Source organism: Metapseudomonas phytobenefica (assembly GCF_043392685.1).
Classification (GTDB): Bacteria; Pseudomonadota; Gammaproteobacteria; order Pseudomonadales; family Pseudomonadaceae; genus Metapseudomonas.
In genome coordinates this window covers 76,695-93,652 of sequence record NZ_JBHZGM010000015.1, presented here as the reverse complement: position 1 = coordinate 93,652, position 16,958 = coordinate 76,695, and the positions used below count along the sequence as shown (strand labels likewise).

At 65.1% G+C, this 16,958-nt stretch carries 21 protein-coding genes; 12 read left to right on the top strand and 9 right to left on the bottom strand.

Annotation, left to right across the window (positions count from 1 at the left end; genetic code table 11):
• The first annotated feature begins 12 nt into the window (after window positions 1–12).
• Complete coding sequence (locus tag ACFW0B_RS13980; RefSeq protein WP_449149080.1) at window positions 13–642, top strand: hypothetical protein; 630 nt, start codon at window positions 13–15, stop codon at window positions 640–642.
• Here the strand turns inward: ACFW0B_RS13980 and ACFW0B_RS13975 are convergent.
• Window positions 639–1,094, bottom strand: coding sequence for a MarR family winged helix-turn-helix transcriptional regulator (locus tag ACFW0B_RS13975; protein WP_449149078.1), 456 nt, complete (start codon window positions 1,092–1,094; stop codon window positions 639–641). The genes ACFW0B_RS13980 and ACFW0B_RS13975 overlap by 4 nt on opposite strands.
• Window positions 1,095–1,176: 82 nt before the next feature.
• Here ACFW0B_RS13975 and ACFW0B_RS13970 point away from each other — a divergent pair, with 82 nt between their 5' ends.
• The 3 genes from ACFW0B_RS13970 (at window position 1,177) to ACFW0B_RS13960 (ending at window position 3,681) form a co-directional block, all read left to right on the top strand.
• Window positions 1,177–2,343 (top strand): aminotransferase-like domain-containing protein, encoded by a 1,167-nt coding sequence (locus ACFW0B_RS13970; RefSeq protein ID WP_449149076.1) that lies wholly within the window; start codon window positions 1,177–1,179, stop codon window positions 2,341–2,343.
• Window positions 2,344–2,361: 18 nt separating this feature from the next.
• Window positions 2,362–2,964 (top strand): glutathione S-transferase family protein, encoded by a 603-nt coding sequence (locus ACFW0B_RS13965; protein ID WP_449149074.1) that lies wholly within the window; start codon window positions 2,362–2,364, stop codon window positions 2,962–2,964.
• Window positions 2,965–3,219: 255 nt separating this feature from the next.
• Complete coding sequence (locus tag ACFW0B_RS13960) at window positions 3,220–3,681, top strand: bacteriohemerythrin (RefSeq protein ID WP_449149072.1); 462 nt, start codon at window positions 3,220–3,222, stop codon at window positions 3,679–3,681.
• A 205-nt stretch (window positions 3,682–3,886) separates the two neighbouring features.
• On the opposite strand, the gene folE is transcribed toward ACFW0B_RS13960, so the two are convergent.
• The 4 genes from folE to ACFW0B_RS13940 all read right to left on the bottom strand — a co-directional run bounded on the left by folE (window position 3,887) and on the right by ACFW0B_RS13940 (window position 6,231).
• The gene (folE, locus tag ACFW0B_RS13955; RefSeq protein ID WP_449149070.1) at window positions 3,887–4,435 is read right to left on the bottom strand and encodes a GTP cyclohydrolase I FolE; all 549 of its coding nucleotides are present in this window, start codon (window positions 4,433–4,435) and stop codon (window positions 3,887–3,889) included.
• A gap of 157 nt (window positions 4,436–4,592) precedes the next feature.
• Complete coding sequence (locus tag ACFW0B_RS13950) at window positions 4,593–5,165, bottom strand: Smr/MutS family protein (protein ID WP_449149068.1); 573 nt, start codon at window positions 5,163–5,165, stop codon at window positions 4,593–4,595.
• Between the two features lie 50 nt (window positions 5,166–5,215).
• Complete coding sequence (locus tag ACFW0B_RS13945; protein WP_449149066.1) at window positions 5,216–5,536, bottom strand: hypothetical protein; 321 nt, start codon at window positions 5,534–5,536, stop codon at window positions 5,216–5,218.
• Window positions 5,537–5,634: 98 nt separating this feature from the next.
• The gene (locus ACFW0B_RS13940) at window positions 5,635–6,231 is read right to left on the bottom strand and encodes a cysteine hydrolase family protein (protein WP_449149064.1); all 597 of its coding nucleotides are present in this window, start codon (window positions 6,229–6,231) and stop codon (window positions 5,635–5,637) included.
• A 211-nt stretch (window positions 6,232–6,442) separates the two neighbouring features.
• On the opposite strand from ACFW0B_RS13940, the gene prmB reads away from it, so the two are divergent.
• On the top strand, window positions 6,443–7,357 hold the full coding sequence (prmB, locus tag ACFW0B_RS13935; protein WP_449149062.1) for a 50S ribosomal protein L3 N(5)-glutamine methyltransferase: 915 nt from the start codon (window positions 6,443–6,445) through the stop codon (window positions 7,355–7,357).
• Window positions 7,358–7,366: 9 nt separating this feature from the next.
• On the opposite strand, the gene ACFW0B_RS13930 is transcribed toward prmB, so the two are convergent.
• The gene (locus tag ACFW0B_RS13930) at window positions 7,367–8,146 is read right to left on the bottom strand and encodes a hypothetical protein (RefSeq protein WP_449149060.1); all 780 of its coding nucleotides are present in this window, start codon (window positions 8,144–8,146) and stop codon (window positions 7,367–7,369) included.
• 106 nt (window positions 8,147–8,252) lie between these two features.
• Complete coding sequence (locus tag ACFW0B_RS13925; protein ID WP_449149058.1) at window positions 8,253–9,233, bottom strand: alpha/beta hydrolase; 981 nt, start codon at window positions 9,231–9,233, stop codon at window positions 8,253–8,255.
• 134 nt (window positions 9,234–9,367) lie between these two features.
• On the opposite strand from ACFW0B_RS13925, the gene aroC reads away from it, so the two are divergent.
• The 6 genes from aroC (at window position 9,368) to ACFW0B_RS13895 (ending at window position 14,387) form a co-directional block, all read left to right on the top strand.
• A complete protein-coding gene (gene aroC / locus ACFW0B_RS13920; protein WP_449149056.1) occupies window positions 9,368–10,459 on the top strand; it encodes a chorismate synthase in 1,092 nt (363 codons plus the stop codon).
• Window positions 10,456–11,616, top strand: a complete 1,161-nt coding sequence (locus tag ACFW0B_RS13915; RefSeq protein ID WP_449149054.1) for an MFS transporter — start codon at window positions 10,456–10,458, stop codon at window positions 11,614–11,616. The genes aroC and ACFW0B_RS13915 overlap by 4 nt, the downstream gene beginning before the upstream one ends.
• Window positions 11,613–12,254 (top strand): methylthioribulose 1-phosphate dehydratase, encoded by a 642-nt coding sequence (locus tag ACFW0B_RS13910; RefSeq protein ID WP_449149052.1) that lies wholly within the window; start codon window positions 11,613–11,615, stop codon window positions 12,252–12,254. Before ACFW0B_RS13915 ends, ACFW0B_RS13910 begins: the two co-directional genes overlap by 4 nt.
• 62 nt (window positions 12,255–12,316) lie before the next feature.
• Window positions 12,317–12,862 carry a 1,2-dihydroxy-3-keto-5-methylthiopentene dioxygenase gene (locus tag ACFW0B_RS13905; protein WP_449149050.1) on the top strand — a complete coding sequence of 182 codons (546 nt, stop codon included), beginning with the start codon at window positions 12,317–12,319 and terminating at the stop codon, window positions 12,860–12,862.
• Window positions 12,863–12,962: 100 nt separating this feature from the next.
• Window positions 12,963–13,646 carry an acireductone synthase gene (gene mtnC, locus ACFW0B_RS13900; RefSeq protein WP_449149048.1) on the top strand — a complete coding sequence of 228 codons (684 nt, stop codon included), beginning with the start codon at window positions 12,963–12,965 and terminating at the stop codon, window positions 13,644–13,646.
• A gap of 183 nt (window positions 13,647–13,829) precedes the next feature.
• Window positions 13,830–14,387 (top strand): histidine phosphatase family protein, encoded by a 558-nt coding sequence (locus ACFW0B_RS13895; protein ID WP_449149046.1) that lies wholly within the window; start codon window positions 13,830–13,832, stop codon window positions 14,385–14,387.
• A gap of 26 nt (window positions 14,388–14,413) precedes the next feature.
• Here ACFW0B_RS13895 and ACFW0B_RS13890 read toward each other — a convergent pair whose 3' ends face one another.
• Both ACFW0B_RS13890 and ACFW0B_RS13885 read right to left on the bottom strand, forming a co-directional pair.
• Window positions 14,414–14,914 carry a methylated-DNA--[protein]-cysteine S-methyltransferase gene (locus ACFW0B_RS13890; protein ID WP_449149044.1) on the bottom strand — a complete coding sequence of 167 codons (501 nt, stop codon included), beginning with the start codon at window positions 14,912–14,914 and terminating at the stop codon, window positions 14,414–14,416.
• A 1-nt stretch (window position 14,915) separates the two neighbouring features.
• Window positions 14,916–15,776, bottom strand: a complete 861-nt coding sequence (locus tag ACFW0B_RS13885; protein WP_449149042.1) for a DNA-3-methyladenine glycosylase family protein — start codon at window positions 15,774–15,776, stop codon at window positions 14,916–14,918.
• A 198-nt stretch (window positions 15,777–15,974) separates the two neighbouring features.
• On the opposite strand from ACFW0B_RS13885, the gene speE reads away from it, so the two are divergent.
• Window positions 15,975–16,835 (top strand): polyamine aminopropyltransferase, encoded by an 861-nt coding sequence (gene speE / locus ACFW0B_RS13880; RefSeq protein WP_449149040.1) that lies wholly within the window; start codon window positions 15,975–15,977, stop codon window positions 16,833–16,835.
• The last annotated feature ends 123 nt before the right edge of the window (window positions 16,836–16,958 follow it).

Genomic DNA, 16,958 nt, shown 5'->3' with positions numbered 1-16,958 from the left:
GGAGAGACGCATATGGACGAGAATCCCTACGCCGCGCCGCGGGTGGATCTGGTCGAGGACGCCGGTCCACGGCAGATGAACGGCTGGACCCCGGGAAGCCTTAGGCTGCTGGGCTGGCTGAGCCTGGTCAGCGCGCTGGGCACCCTGGTCATCAGCGGTCTGGCGGTGGCTGCCGGCATTACCGAGGACCCGCGGCTGGTCAGTCTTTCCGACTGGATCGGCGTGGCCCTGACCTTCCTCGGCTGTTACCTGCTGATCCGCTTCAAGCTGTTCGCCGAAGCGCGTTTCTCCGCCGACGGGCTGACTCTGCCGGTCTGGGCGGTGATCGTCGCCAGCCTGGGAATCGAAGCACTGGACCTGTTGATGGGCGATGCCGGTACGGAACCCGGCTGGTCGATGCTGCTCTACTTCGGGGTGATTGCCTTGCTGGGGGCCTTGACCGCCTGGTTCGGGGTGCGTCTGCTGAAAGTGCAGAACGTCTATCCGGCGTTCCGCGTGATGGCCTGGCTGGACCTGGTGGGCGGGATCATGCTGGCCACCATCGTGCTGATGATGCTGGGCCTGCTGCCGCTGATTGCCAGCAGCGTGGCGATGATGCTGGTGTTCTTCCGTGGCGCGCGGGAGCTGGAGTCTGCTGCCTAGCCTTGCGAGGCTTCTCCCTGGCGAGCGGTGCACAGCGCCTGGTTGACCTGCAGCCAGCCGCGCACCGCTTCCTCCCCGGCTTCTCCAAAGGCACGCTGCAGCAGGCGCGCCTGCTCCCGGCGCAGGGCCTGTTCCAGCTTCGCCCCTTCGCGGGTGAAACCGAGTATGCGCTTACGCTTGTCATCGACCGCGGCCACGCTTTCCACCAGCTTCAACTCGACCAGCTGCCGCAGCGGCGTGTTCAGCGCCTGCTTGGTCACGCCCAGATAGCCCAGCAGTTGCTTGACGCTCAGTCCCGGGTACTTGGCGATGAAGAACAGGATGCGGTGATGCACCCGCGACAGGCCCCGGCGGGCGAGGATTTCGTCCGGCTTGCTGGTGAAGGCCTGGTAGCCGAAGAAGAAGGCTTCCATGGCGGCCTGCTGAGTGGCGGGATTTTTCAGGTCAATCATATTGACGTATCTGTCGCAGCCGGCGTAGTTTCGGTCAAGCAGTTTGACTTAATTTCCTCGCTTCCGCACCCGGTGACAATCCATGGCCTTCTCCGAACGCATCGCCCGCCTGAAAAGCTCCCTGATCCGCGAAATCCTTGCCGCCGCCCAGCGTCCGGAAGTGATGTCCTTCGCCGGAGGCCTGCCGGCCGAGCCGATGCTGCCGAAGGTGGAATGGGACGAGATGCCGGCCAGCATGGGCCAGTACGGCATGAGCGAAGGCGAGCCGGCGCTGCGCGAAGCCATCGCCGCCCAGGCACGTGCCCTCGGCGTGCCGTGCGAGGCGAGCCAGGTGCTGATCGTCAGCGGTTCCCAGCAGACCCTGGACCTGGCCTCCAAGCTGTTCATCGATCCGGGCACCGAAGTGCTGCTGGAAGCCCCGACCTACCTGGCGGCCCTGCAGGCCTTCCAGCTGTTCGGCGCCGATTGCATCGGCGTACCCCAGGAAGCCGACGGCCCCGAGATCGCCGTCCTGCGCCAGCGCCTGGAGCAGCACAAGCCGTCCTTCGCCTACCTGATCCCGACTTTCCAGAATCCGTCCGGCACCCGCTACAGCGAGGCCAAGCGCGATGCGGTCGCCGCGCTGCTGGACGAGTTCGGCGTCACCCTGATCGAAGACGAGCCCTATCGCGAGCTGGTGTTCGATGAAGGCGCCGCCACTCCCATCGTCAGCCGCCTGAAGAAGGCCAGCTGGATCTATACCGGCACCGTGTCCAAGACCCTGCTGCCGGGCCTGCGCGTGGGCTTCCTGATCGCCACGCCGGACCTCTTCCCGCACCTGCTGCGCCTGAAGCAGTCCGCCGACCTGCACACCAACCGTATCGGCCAGTGGCAGGCGCTGCAGTGGTTCGGTACCGAGCAGTACCGCCAGCACCTGGCCGAGCTGCGTGATTTCTACCGCGTGCGCCGTGATGCCATGCAGGCGGCGCTGGAAGAGCACTTCGGTGAGCTGGCCACCTGGGAAATCCCCCAGGGCGGGCTGTTCTTCTGGTTGACCCTGAAGCAGCCGCTGGACACCCGCAGTCTGTTGAAGCCGGCGCTGGAGCAGAATGTCGCCTTCATGCCGGGCGAACCCTTCTTCATCGATCCGGACCGGCACCCGGGCCACCTGCGCCTGAATTTCAGTCACGTGGCACCCGAGCGGCTGGGCGAAGGCCTGAAGCGTCTTGCAGGCGTCATCCGTCAGGCGCAGGCTGCACAAGCGGCCTGATCACAGGGGAGGAGAGTCATGTACAAGGTTTACGGCGACTACAAATCCGGCAACTGCTACAAGGTCAAGCTGATCCTCAACCTGCTCGGCCTGCCCTACCAGTGGATTCCGGTGGACATCCTCAAGGGTGAGACCCAGAGTGCCGAATTCCTGGAAAAGAACCCCAACGGCAAGATTCCGGTACTGGAGCTGGAAGATGGCGCGACCCTTTGGGAATCCAATGCCATCCTGAATTTCCTCGCCGAAGGCACCGACCTGCTGCCCACCGAGCCGCGCCTGCGCACCCAGGTGCTGCAGTGGCAGTTCTTCGAGCAGTACAGCCATGAGCCCTATGTCGCGGTGGCGCGTTTCATTCAGCTGTACCAGGGCATGCCGGAAGATCGCCTGGAGGAGTACAAGGTCTGCCAGGTGCGCGGGAACAAGGCGCTGAAGGTGATGGAAAAGCAGCTGCAACGTACGCCGTACCTGGTGGGCGACCAGTATTCCATCGCCGATATCGCTCTCTACGCCTACACCCATGTGGCCCACGAAGGTGGTTTCGACCTGTCCGGCTACCCGGCGATCCTCGCCTGGCTGGATCGCGTCGCCAGTCACCCGCGCCATGTAAGCATGTTCGACTGAGCTTTTTTGCTGCATGAAGAAGCCGGCGCAAGCCGGCTTTTTCGTTTCTGACCGACAGCGGGCACCTGGCGGATATCCATTGCTTCGGACTGTCCGGTGCTCTCTGTCCGGCAACCCGCGCGGTGAGATTGCGACCGGGCTGCAGGTTGTTCTCATCTTATTGATTGGAATCAAGACCTTACCCGCTGTCAGTCACTAGCCTACTGCTCGTTCTGAAGTTTCAGGCAACGCCTGGCGGCGCGCTGAGGAGGGCAAGTGGCGTATCTCGAGTGGGAAAGCGATCTGGACACCGGTATCGAGGTCATCGACGGCCAACACAAGCGCATCGTCGAAATGATCAACGGATTGCATGCCGCCCAATTGCAGATGGACCAGGCGGCTGTGGCGCGGGTGATCGAAGAGGTGGTCGACTACACGCTGTCGCACTTCGCCTTCGAGGAAACCCTGCTGGAAGATGCCGGCTACCAGTTCAGCCGGGCACACAAGAAGGTCCACGAACTGTTCATCCGGCGGGTCAACGTGTTCCGCACGCGTCATCAGGCCGGCGAAGACGTGGCCGATGAGCTCAAGGACCTGCTCGGACGCTGGCTGTTCAATCACATCCGCAACGACGACGCCAACTACGTCGAAGCGGTCAAGGCCAACATGCAGCAGTTGACCCGGGACGATAGTAGCGGCGGCTGGCTGTCGCGCTCGATGAAGCGCTTCTTCGGTTGAGCGTCTGAGGGCGTTCACATGAGAACGCCGCTAATCCCTTGCCGGGTAAGCGGCGTTGCTGCCTTCTCTTGCGGGGAAACGCTGTAGGAGCCAGCTTGCTGGCGAACGGGCGATATTCCGGAAAGCTTCGCGAGCAAGCTCGCTCCTACAACAACGGCTACCCGCCCTATGGCTTTCGCCGGCTTTTTTGGGGGGGCAGCGAAACTCAGCTGTTGATCAGGCTGAGGAATTCGCTGCGGGTGGCGGAGTTTTCGCGGAATTCGCCGAGCATCACCGAAGTGACCATGGAGGAATTCTGCTTCTCCACACCGCGCATCATCATGCACATGTGCTGGGCCTCGATGACCACCGCAACGCCCAGGGCACCGGTGACCTGCTGGACGGCTTCGGCGATCTGGCGGCTGAGGTTTTCCTGGATCTGCAGGCGGCGGGCGTACATGTCGACGATGCGTGCCACCTTGGACAGGCCCAATACCTTGCCGTTGGGGATGTAGGCCACATGGGCCTTGCCGATGAACGGCAGCAGGTGGTGCTCGCAGAGCGAGTACAGCTCGATGTTCTTCACCAGCACCATTTCGCTGTTGTCGGAGCTGAACAGGGCGCCGTTGGTGACTTCCTCCAGCGTCTGCTGGTAGCCGCGGCAGAGGTACTGCATCGCCTTGGCGGCACGCTTCGGGGTATCGAGCAGGCCTTCGCGGGAGACATCCTCGCCGAGCTGGCCGAGGATCGCGGTGTAATGCTGTTCCAGGGACATGGAAATTCCTGTGGGGGTTTACGCAAAGGCGCAGGGTAGGGTGCGAAGGGGCGGCTGGCAAGGGCACCATGCGAGCGCGTGAGTCATTTTCAGGCGCGGACAGACGGCTGGCCCGCTGCCCGGAGCATTCCGCTGGCGGCAGGCAGTCACCCTCCGGTCACTCGTCGCGGCCTTCGAGCATGGTCCGCCGCAGCATCACATAGACAGCACCGGTGCCGCCGTGCTTCGGCAGGCAGGAAGTGAAGCCGAGTACCTGCGGGTGCTGGCGCAGCCAGGTGTTGACGTGGCTCTTGATCAGCGGGCGCTTGCCGTCCAGCCGCGCCGCCTTGCCATGGGTGACGCGCACGCAGCGCACTTCGAATCGGGTGGCTTCGGCGATGAAGTCCCAGAGGGTTTCGCGGGCCTTTTCCACCGTCATGCCGTGCAGGTCGAGGCTTCCCTCGAAGCCGATCTGGCCCTGCTTGAGCTTGCGCATCTGGCCTTCCTGCACACCGTCGCGAGCCCAGTAGAGTTCGTCCTCCGCACCCACGTCGATGACGAACTGGTCGGACAGGCCATCCACCTTGATGTTCGTTTGCGTGACCGTGGCGTTCTGCCGCCGGTTGGCGAGCTGGCGGGTGTCGATCCTGGGTTTGCCGGTGTCGGCGCGATCGTCATGGATACGCTTCACGCCGCGCATCTGCTGGGTGAACAGGGAAAAATCGTCGTCGTTGTGGGCGTCGTCTTGCATACAGGCCTCCGCGAAGGGCGGCTAGTGTACCCAAATGCCCGGCGTCAGGCTCAGTCGCGTTTCTTCATCAGATGCGGGGACATGCTGAGGCTGCTGCGGCGCCTGGAGCGGCGTCGGCAGAGGCGCCAGCCAAGTACGCCTATCCAGAGGAAGAGCAGGCCGAAGAGCAGCAGCACGATGGCCGCGCCGGTGCTGTCGTTGAGGGGGCCGAGGGCCGGCGGGCGCCCCAGGAGGGTGGCGGCGCCGGCCATTGCCAGCAGCACGCCGAAGCCGGCGAGCAGTGCGGCCAGTGCCGCGGCGAAACGCCAGCGCCAGCTGCCCGGGCCTCGGGGGCGCAGGCGGCGGGCATCGAAACCATCGGATAACTTCATCCGGACGTCCTCTTGCTTGATCGGGGTATGACCGGCGCTTTCTGGCGGTGGTTCCGGCCAACCCCGTCGTGGATGTCGCGGGATGTGGGGGCGCGTTCCTAGATGAGCGCCTTGGCCTGCGGCACCACGCTGGCGAAGTTGTCGGCCAGGGCGATCACCTCGACTCGGTGCATTTCTTCCGCGCTGATGACGCCGCCATCGAGGGTCGGCAGGTCACGGGTCGCGCAGGCAGCGCTCACCAGCGTGCAGCGATAACCATAGTCCTTGGCAGCGCGAACCGTGGTGCTGATGCTGGAGTGGGTCATGAAGCCGCAGACGATCAGGTCCAGATGGCCGATGGCCTGCAGGCGGTCATGCAGGTCGGTGCCGGCGAAGGCATTGGGCAGGCGCTTCTCGACCACGATCTCACCCGGCAGGGGCGCGGTTTCGGTCAGGTGCTCGCCGCGCTCGCCGCGGGGATCGAAGATGCCGCCGGGGACGCCAAGGTGTTTCACGTGGACGATCGCGCTGCCGATGGCGCGGGCGGCAGCCAGGAGGCTGGCGATTTCAGCCAGGGCGGGATCCAGCCCGGGCAGGGCGAGAACGCCGCTGCGGTACTCTTCCTGGGCGTCGATGATCACCAGGGTTGCATTGTTCAGGCTGGCCGGCGGATGGCCGCGGCCACTGAGCTGGAACATGGATTTGGGAGCGGACATGCGAATCTCCAGGTACGACATGGCCACTATTGTCCGCCCTGCAGCGGAATAAGTGAACCATGGACCAAGGTCCAGTTGTCTAGCCCGGTGCCTGCCTTCAATCGCCACGGGCTTGCAGGGGCGTTCGGGGAGGCCGTTCGTCGGCCGTCGTGGGCTGCTCCCGGGCGGCAGGGGTGGTAGAATCTGCGGCCCGTTTTCTGAGGTAGCTGCCGTGTCCGAATCCCGCCTGCGCACCCTGCGTGACCACATTCGCTGGGCAGTCAGCCGTTTCCATGCCGAAAACCTGTTCTTCGGGCACGGCACCGATAACGCCTGGGACGAAGCCCGCCAGTTGGTGCTCGGCGCGCTGCATCTGCCCTACGAGATTGCCGACAGCTACCTGGACTGCCGCCTGGAAGAGGATGAGTGCGCACACCTGCGCGAACTGCTGCGCCGACGCATCGAAGAGCGCGTGCCGGTGGCCTACCTGCTGGGCGAGGCCTGGTTCTGTGGCATGCCCTTCGTGGTCGACCAGCGAGTGCTGGTGCCGCGTTCGCCCATCGCCGAACTGATCCAGCAGCAGTTCTCCCCCTGGCTGCCCGAGGAGCCGGCGCGGGTGCTCGACCTCTGCACCGGCTCGGGCTGCATCGGTATCGCCTGTGCTCACGTCTTCCCCGGCGCCGAAGTGGTGCTGGGCGACCTCTCCTTCGATGCCCTGGAAGTGGCCAACCTGAACATCGAGCGCCACGGCCTGGAAGACCGCGTCTACACGGTGCAGGGCGATGGCTTCGACGGTCTGCCGGGGCAGCGCTTCGACCTCATCGTGTCCAACCCGCCCTATGTGGACTCGGAAGACTTCGCCAGCATGCCGGAGGAGTATCACCACGAACCCGAACTCGGCCTGGCCTGCGGCAACGACGGCCTCGACCTGGTGCGGCGGATGCTCGCCGAAGCGGCGGACCACCTGACCGAGAAGGGCCTGCTGATCGTGGAAGTGGGGAACAGCCAGGTTCACGTGGAAGCGCTCTACCCGGAGGTGGATTTCCTCTGGCTGGACTTCGAGCACGGCGGCCACGGCGTATTCATGCTCAGCGCCAAGCAGTGTCGTGAGCACCAGGCACTGTTCCGCTCGCGGCTGAATCCCTGAGCCGTCGGCTCAGCGGGTGGTAATCCAGATCAGCAGGCTGGCCTGGAATACCGCGAAGGCCACCAGGCAGGCGATAGTGAAGCGCAGGCCGCCGTCTTCGCGCTTGTAGATGGCAATGCGCTCTTCCAGCTTGCGAATCTCCACGTCCTGCCGCTGCAGGTTTTGGTCGGCCTGCTCGAGCATGGCGGCGACTTCCTGCAACCCCAGGATTTGCACCTTCTCGCGGTGCCAGTCAGCGTGCAGTTCGCTGACCCGGCCGGCGCCGTAGCTGGCTTTCAGCTGAACCTTGTCCGGGTAGGTGACTTCGAAGCCCTGTGCCTTGAGCACGTGGTCGCGGCGCAGGCGGATTTCGTTGTCCAGGGCGTCCCTGGCGGGCAGGGCGCCACCTTCTACCCGATAGTGCGCCCAGCGTTGCCTGGCCCAGGCAATGCCCTGGGCCAGCAGGAAGCGACCCAGGCCTCGGTTCTGTGGCTCCAGGTTCAGGCCGCTGTCCGGGCCGAAGCGCATTTCCTTGCTGCGGTGGTCGGCCCAGACCTCCAGCAGGTTCTGCTCCTTGCGCAGCTTCTGTCCGGGCAGGCCGATGCACAGGCGCAGCATGCTCTGATCACGGTTGTGGCGCTCCACGCGACCCAGTTCGACGAAACGCAGCGGCCGTGCCCCGGTATGACGGTCGATGGGCAGGGGCGCGAGGCGCAGGAGGTCGAAGTGCTCGGCAGCCAGTTCGGCCCAGGGATGGGGTTGGGGCACGGCTTCTTCGGCGCTCTGCTGTTCAGCTGGGCTTTCGTTCATTGGGAAGTACCTTGTAGGAGCCTGTGACGAGTTACCTGGTACGTCAGTCCAGATTCTGTAAGCAATTTCCGGTGATGGGCCAGATTTCCTACAGAGCCTTTCGTCTTTATCGGCTGATTCCCGCATTTCTGGAGTCGGGAAGCCTCTTGATGAACGCCAGGATGTGCGTGCCCAGTTCCTGCGCCAGGGGCAGCTGCGGGTTGCGATAGGACGCCAGCTGCTGCTCCATGTCCATGGGCACGATGCGCAGCATGTGGTTCATGCCTTCGACGATCACCAGTTCGGCGTCGGGGCGGGCAGCCTTGAGCTGCTCGGCATCGCTCACGCTGACTTGGATATCGCTGCTGCCCTGCAGGATCAGCGCCGGAATCCGCAGCCGGCCGAATGCCTGCGCCGGGTCCTGGCGGAACAGGGAAATCAGGTAGGGCTGTACGCTGGGGCGGAACAGCGCTTCCAGTGCCGGGGGCACTTCGGCTACCTCCTGGCCCGAGCGCAGGCTGGCCAGCAGTGCTTCGCTCTGGATCAGTAGCGGCGGTGGCAGACGGCTCTGCAACTGGTCGCGAAGCAACTGGTCGATGGGGCGGGCGCTGCCGGCAATGCTGATCAGTGCATCGGCGCCGGCCGCGTCCGCCGCCAGGCTGGCGATCAGCGCGCCTTCGCTGTGGCCGATGAGGATGAGCTGCGAGAAGCGCGGGTCCTGCTTCAGGGATCGGCCCCAGGCTGCCGCGTCGCGGGTGTACAGTTCGATGCTCAGCTGGCGTTCGTCGGTTCCGGCATCGCGACTGGCGGCGATGCCGCGCTTGTCGTAGCGCAGGCTGGCGATGCCATTGCGCGCCAGCAGCTGGGCAAGCTTCTTCAGGCTGTCGTTGCGCCCGCCGATGGGGTTGTTGCCGTCGCGGTCGGTGGGGCCGGAGCCGGCGATGATCAGTGCCACCGGCACAGGCTGGTCGGTCTTCGGCCGTAGCAGGGTGCCGCGCAGGATGCCGTTGCCGGTGTCCAGTTCCGCGGGGCGTTGCAGCACGCTCTGGGGGGCGGCCTGGGCCAGGCTGGCGAGAAGGGGGAGGAAAAGCAGGAAGAGTCGCAGCATCGGGGCGGATTCGGTATCTGGCGTGGCGGGTTGGACGCGGGTGCCGGCACAAGGTTCGAGGGGTGAACTGGCCAGGCGCCGCGGGTATACTGCTCGACCTTCGAATCGAGGCCCATTTCTGCGGAGCACTGTGCATGTCCGGCAACACCTACGGCAAGCTGTTCACCGTCACCACCGCTGGCGAAAGCCATGGTCCGGCGCTGGTCGCCATAGTCGACGGCTGCCCGCCGGGGCTGGAACTGTCCCACGAGGACCTGCAGCGTGACCTCGACCGCCGCAAGCCGGGCACCAGCCGCCATACCACCCAGCGCCAGGAAGCCGACGAGGTGGAAATCCTCTCCGGCGTCTTCGAAGGCAAGACCACCGGTTGCGCTATTGGCCTGTTGATTCGCAACACCGACCAGAAGTCCAAGGACTACTCGGCGATCAAGGACCTGTTCCGCCCGGCCCACGCCGACTACACCTACCACCACAAGTACGGCATCCGCGACTACCGTGGTGGCGGCCGTTCCTCGGCGCGTGAAACCGCCATGCGCGTGGCCGCTGGCGCCATCGCCAAGAAATACCTGGCCACCCAGGGCATCACCGTGCGCGGCTACATGAGCCAGCTCGGTCCTTTCGAGATCCCCTTCAAGACCTGGGATTCGGTTGAGCAAAACGCCTTCTTCAGCCCCGACCCGGACAAGGTGCCGGAGCTGGAGGCCTACATGGACCAGCTGCGCCGCGACCAGGACTCGGTGGGCGCGAGGATTACCGTGGTCGCCGAAGGCGTGCCGCCGGGCCTGGGCGAGCCGATCTTCGACCGCCTGGATGCCGAGCTGGCCCATGCGCTGATGAGCATCAACGCGGTTAAGGGCGTGGAGATCGGCGCCGGCTTCGACAGCGTCTCCCAGCGTGGCACCCAGCACCGCGACGAGCTGACCCCGGAAGGCTTCCTCAGCAACAATGCCGGCGGCATCCTCGGCGGCATCTCCTCGGGCCAGCCGATCGTCGCCAGCCTGGCGCTCAAACCCACCTCCAGCATCACCACCCCCGGCCGTTCCATCGACATCCACGGCAATCCGGTGGAAGTGATCACCAAGGGCCGCCATGACCCCTGCGTAGGTATCCGCGCCACGCCGATCGCCGAAGCCATGATGGCCATCGTGCTGATGGACCACCTGCTGCGCCACCGCGCGCAGAATGCCGACGTGCGGGTGGAAACCCCGGTGCTCGGGCAGCTGTGACGGGCGGCGCGAACGCGCTGCCCTATTGGCGGCTTTCCAGCTTTTATCTCTTCTACTTTTCCCTGCTGGGCGCCACGGCGCCCTTCCTGGGCCTGTACTTCGCACACCTGGGTTTCTCCAGTGCGCGCATCGGCGAACTGCTGGCCATTCCCATGCTGATGCGCTGCGTGGCGCCCAACCTCTGGGGCTGGCTGGGCGACCGCAGTGGCCGGCGGCTGGACATCGTGCGCTTCGGCGCCTTCTGCACCCTGCTGACCTTCTCGCTGATCTTCGTCAGCCACAGCTACGCCTGGCTGGCGCTGATCATGGCGCTGCACGCCTTCTTCTGGCATGCGGTGCTGCCGCAATTCGAGGTGATCACCCTGGCGCACCTCAAGGAGCAGGCGGCACGCTACAGCCAGGTGCGGCTGTGGGGCTCCATCGGCTTCATCCTCACGGTGATCGGCCTGGGCAAGCTGTTCGAGCTGTTCAGCCTGGACCTCTATCCCTGGGCGCTGGTGTTCATCATGAGCGGCATCGCCCTCAGCAGCTTCTGGGTGCCCAACGCGACGCCGCAGGTCAGTCCGGATGCGGTGGGGCAGGGCGGTTTCCTCGCCCAGTTGCGTCAGCCGGGCGTGCTCGCCTTCTATATGAGCGTCGGGCTGATGCAGCTGTCCCACGGACCCTACTACAGCTTCCAGACCATCTACCTGGAATCCCTCGGGTATTCGCGCAGCCTGATCGGCCAGCTCTGGGCCCTGGGCGTGGTGGCCGAGGTGCTGCTGTTCATCGTGATGGCGCGCATCCTCGCGCGTTACTCGGTGCGCGTGGTGCTGCTGGCCAGCTTCCTGATCGCGGCGCTGCGCTGGCTGCTGCTGGGCAATTTCGCCGACCAGTTGCCGGTCCTGCTGTTCGCCCAGGTGCTACATGCCTTTACGTTCGGCAGCTTTCACGCAGCCGCCATCCATTTCGTGCAACGTCGGTTCGGGGCCGGCCAGCAAGGTCAGGGGCAGGCGCTCTACGCGGCCCTGGCCGGTACCGGCGGCGCCCTCGGCGCGCTTTACTCGGGCTACGCCTGGAGTAGCCTCGGTCCGCTCTGGACCTACGTCATCGCCAGTCTCGCGGCGCTTGCCGCAGCCGTTATCATTGCCATCCGATTGCAGGAGGAGCGGGCATGAATCGCCAACAACTCGCCGAGGAAATCATCCACGCAGGCCGCTTCCTCTACGGCCGCGGCTGGTCGCCGGCCACCAGCAGCAACTATTCGGCGCGTCTGTCCGCCGATGAGGCGCTGCTGACCGTCTCCGGCAAGCACAAAGGCCAGCTGGGCCCGGACGACGTGCTGGCCACCGACATGGACGGCAACAGCCTGGAGCCGGGCAAGAAGCCCTCGGCGGAAACCCTGCTGCACACCCAGCTCTACCGTTGGAAGCCGGAGATCGGCGCGGTGCTGCACACGCACTCGGTGAACGCCACCGTACTGTCGCGGCTGACCCTGGCCGATTCCCTGGTATTTGCCGACTACGAACTGCAGAAGGCCTTCAGCGGTATTACCACCCATGAATCCCAGGTGCTGGTGCCGATCTTCGACAACGACCAGGACATCGCCCGCCTGGCGGCCAAGGTGCAACCCTGGCTGGACCAGCATCCGGACTGCGTTGGATACCTGATCCGTGGCCACGGCCTCTATACTTGGGGACCGCGCATGAGCGACGCCCTGCGCCAGGTCGAGGCCTTCGAATTCCTCTTCGAGTGCGAGCTCAAGACCCTCTCGATCACCCGATCGCTGATGCTTCCTTCCCACGAAGGTGCCTGACTGACAACGGTGCCGTCCGACCCGCCCGAAGAGCCGGGAGGAGGCCCGCAAGGAGTACCCAGATGAGCAGCCTGACCGTCTATCACGAATCCAACCCGGACCTGCCGAACAAGGTCCTCACCCACTTGGACGACATCGCCTCCACCCTGGCGTCCGTTGGTGTGCGCTTCGAGCGCTGGGAGGCTTCGGCCCCCATCGCCCCGGGCGCCAGCCAGGATGAGGTGATCGCCGCCTACCGCCCGCAGATCGACCGGCTGATGCGCGAGCAGGGCTACGTGACCGTCGACGTGGTCAGTCTGACCAGCGATCACCCGCAGAAGGCCGAACTGCGCGCCAAGTTCCTCGACGAACACCGCCATGGCGAGGACGAGGTGCGCTTCTTCGTTGCCGGCCGCGGCCTGTTCACCCTGCATATCGACGACTACGTCTATGCGGTGCTCTGCGAGAAGAACGACCTGATCTCCGTGCCGGCCGGCACCCGCCACTGGTTCGACATGGGCGAGCATCCGCATTTCGTGGCCATCCGCCTGTTCAACAATCCGGAAGGCTGGGTGGCCCAGTTCACCGGCGACGAGATCGCCAAGCGCTTCCCGCAGCTGGAAGACTGATCCCGGCCTCGGTAGGAGCGAGCTTGCTCGCGAAGCTTTTTGATTTCGCCAGCAAGTTGGCTCCTACAGCGGCAACATCCGATTCACCTGGAGTTTCCCCATGCCCATCAAGGCCATCCTCACCGACATCGAAGGCACCACCAGCGCGGTGAGCTTCGTCTTCGACGTGCTTTTCCCCTTTGCTGCGCGCCACCTGCCCGAGTACGTCCTGAGTCACGCCGACGAGCCGGCGGTGGCGCAGCAGATCGACGCGGTGCGCGCGGAAAGCGGCGAAGCCGGAGCCAGCCCCGAACGGGTAGTGGAGATTCTCCTGGGCTGGATCGCCGAAGACCGCAAGGCCACGCCGCTGAAGGCGCTGCAAGGGATGGTCTGGGAGCAGGGTTACCGCGCCGGCCAGCTCAAGGGGCATGTCTACCCGGATGCGGTGGAGGCACTGCGCCGCTGGAAGCAGGAGGGCTACGACCTGTACGTCTATTCCTCCGGCTCGATCCAGGCGCAGAAGCTGATTTTCGGCTGCTCCGAAGCGGGCGACCTGACCCCGCTGTTCTCCGGCTACTTCGATACCACCACCGGCCCCAAGCGTGAGGCGGAGTCGTACCGGAAGATTGCTGCGGCCATCGGCCTGCCGGGCGAGCAGATCCTTTTCCTGTCCGATGTGGTCCAGGAACTGGACGCGGCGCTCGAGTCGGGCATGCAGACCATCGGCCTGGCGCGCGAAGGCGGTGTGCTGGAAGGTCACGAGACGGTGGCCAGCTTCGCGGTGATCGATCTGGCGCGCCTCTGAAACCAGCTGAAATCGTCTGACGGGACGCGAGGTAGCCCGCCGTCGGTCGATCTATCCTTGGGGGGACTGCATCCATCCGGGAGCGCTCCCCATGGGTTTCTGCCTTTGCGTCGTTGTGGCTTGCCCTGATCCGGGCCTGTTCGGGATCGCCCTTGGCCAGGTTCCGCCTGTGGCGACCCGGCGATGACCCGCTTCGTCATCCTGACGCTCATCGCGCTGCTGGCATTGCCGGCGGCCGCCGACCAGAGGTCGGCCTGGCAGGCCCTGCGCGAGGGCAAGGCCTTCCTCCTGCTGCGCCATACCACTGCCCCGGGCACCGGTGATCCGGAAGGATTCCGCCTGGGCGATTGCAGCACCCAGCGCAATCTCAGCGACCGGGGGCGCCGGGAAGCGCGGCGCTGGGGCCGGCTGCTGGTGGGGCGCAAGGTGGAGCAGCCCCGGATCTATGCCAGCAGTTGGTGCCGCGCCCAGGACACTGCCCAGGAGTTGGGGCTGGGGGCGGTGGAAACCCTGTCGGCGCTGGATTCCTTCTTCAGCGATCCGGATAGCCAGGCGGCGCAGACCGTGGAGTTGCGCAAGGCGATCGACATGGTGCCCAAGGACCGGCCCGTGGTGATGGTCAGCCACCAGGTGAATATCAAGGCGCTGACCGGGGTGGCGCCGAAGAGCGGAGAAGGGATGATCATCGAGCTGCCGCTGGCGGAGCCGCCGAAGGTGCTGGCGCGTATCCGTCAGCCCTGACGCTGGTTTTTACGCTCGACAATCGACTAGATCAGCAGCAACTGGTCCTGCTCCGGTTGCAGCTTCGCGCCTTCCAGTTTCAGCAGCAGCGCCTTGCGCGCCAGGCCGCCCGCATAGCCGGTCAGGCTGCCGTCGCGGCCGATCACCCGATGGCAGGGAATGATGATGGAAATGGGGTTGGCGCCATTGGCCGTGCCCACCGCGCGCACCGACTTCGGATTGCCGATGCGTTCGGCCAGTTCGCTGTAGCTGGTGGTGTGTCCGTAGGGAATCTCCAGCAGGGCTTGCCAGACCCGTTGCTGGAAGGGCGTGCCACGGGGCGCGAGCGGCAGGTCGAAGCGCTTCAGGCGGCCTTCGAAGTAGCGGTCCAGTTGCCGGCAGGCTTCGTCGAACTGGCGGCTGGCCGGCTGCCAGTCGGGGTTCGGGTAGCCATGCCGCTCGGTGTCCATGTACAGCATTCGCAGGCCGGCATCGTCGCCGGCGAGCAGCAGGGAACCGGTAGGGCTGTCGTGAAAGCGGAAGTACATGTCAGTTGTCCTCGGCGTAGCTCTGCCAGAGATAGACGGCGGCATAGGCGCGCCATGGTCGCCAGTGTTCGGCGCGGCTGGCCAGTTCCCGGGCGCTGATGCCGTCCGGCCCCCAGAGTGGCGATTTGAGCAGCCCCAGATCGGCGGCGGGAAAGGCATCCGGCTGACCGAAGGCACGCAGGGCGATATATTCGGCGGTCCAGCGGCCGATGCCGGGCAGGGCGCAGAGACGTTCGACCAGGGCTTCGACGCCGGCTTCCAGGCTCAGTTCCAGGCTTCCGTCCGCTATCGCCTGGGCGAAGCGGCGCAAGGTGTCGACACGTTTGCCGGGCATGCCGATGCCGGGCAGCGGATCGTCGGCGATGGCCCGGGGCGTGGGGAAGAGCCGTTGCGGGCCGTCGCCTTCGGCCCCTTCCAGCGGGTCGCCCAGGCGCTCCACCAGTCGCCCGGCAATGGTCACCGCGGCCTTTACCGTCACCTGCTGGCCGATGATGGTGCGCACCCCTTGCTCGAACGGGTCGAATGCCACCGGCAGACGCAGGCCCGGATAGCGCGCCAACAGGCCCTGCAGCAGTGGATCGCGGCTCAGGTGCCGGGCGATGGCGGCGGGGTCGCTGTCCAGGTCGAACATGCGCCGGATGCGCGGCGCCAGCTGTGGGGCGAGATCGCTGGCTGCCGGGCTCAGTTCGAGTTCCAGGGCGCCTTGCGATGGCCGCAGGCGAAACCAGCCGCTGCGTTCGCCGAGGCGGAAACTGCGGCAGTAGCTGTCGTCGGTCAGGTGCTCGACCCCGGGCAGGCAGCGCAGCGCGAAATGTCGCTGGAACTGCTTCCAGCTCCAGGGCTCGAAATAATCAAGGCGCATGGGCTCGCGGGAATCAATCATATGGAGCGTTTGTGGTCATGGTGCGACGATAGCTTCCTGGCGCCGTGTCGTCTCTGCAAAACTGACTTTCAAATTTGCCCGACGTGGTTCGACCTGTCATCGAAGCCATCGTAGAATGCGCGCCTTTTCTTGGGGCGGAGTACCGTCCGCGAACACAGCCAGCAGGGGAGACAACCCATGAGCGATTACCAGGAAACTCTCTACGACGGATACGGCCAGCGCTTCCGCATGGACAAGCTGCTGCACGAAGTGCGCACCGAGCACCAGCATCTGGTGATCTTCGAAAATGCGCGCATGGGCCGTGTGATGGCGCTGGATGGCGTGATTCAGACCACCGAGGCGGACGAGTTCATCTATCACGAGATGCTCACCCACGTACCGATCCTCGCCCACGGCGCGGTGAAGAGCGTGCTGATCATCGGCGGTGGCGACGGCGGCATGCTGCGTGAAGTGTGCAAGCACCGCGATATCGAGCGCATCACCATGGTCGAGATCGACGGCACTGTCGTCGAAATGTGCAAGGAATTCCTGCCGAACCACTCCAAGGGCGCTTATGAAGACCCGCGCCTGAACCTGGTGATCGACGACGGCATGCGCTTCGTCGCCACCACCGAGGAGAAGTTCGACGTGATCATCTCCGACTCCACCGATCCCATCGGTCCGGGCGAGGTGCTGTTCTCCGAGAACTTCTACCAGGCCTGCCGCCGCTGCCTGAACGATGGCGGCGTGCTGGTGACCCAGAACGGCACGCCCTTCATGCAGCTTGGCGAAGTGCAGACCACGGCTTCCCGCATGGACAGCCTGTTTGCCGACTGGCATTTCTACCAGGCCGCCGTGCCGACCTACATCGGCGGCTCCATGGCCTTCGCCTGGGGCGCCACCGATCCGGAGATGCGCAAGCTGCCGCTGGAAACCCTGCGCCAGCGCTACGCCGGCAGCGGCATCGTGACCCGCTACTACAACCCGGAAATCCACGTCGGCGCCTTCGCCCTGCCACAGTACGTGCTGCACGCCATCAACAAGCCGAGCAACGATTGAGGCCGGCGGGTGGATGAAGAGGGGCCGGAAGGCCCCTTCTTTCGCTTCCGCTTCTGGTAATGCTTCCGTAGGTTGGTTCGAGGAACGAGGCCCAACACTGCAGGACAAGTCCGCCTCGTTGGG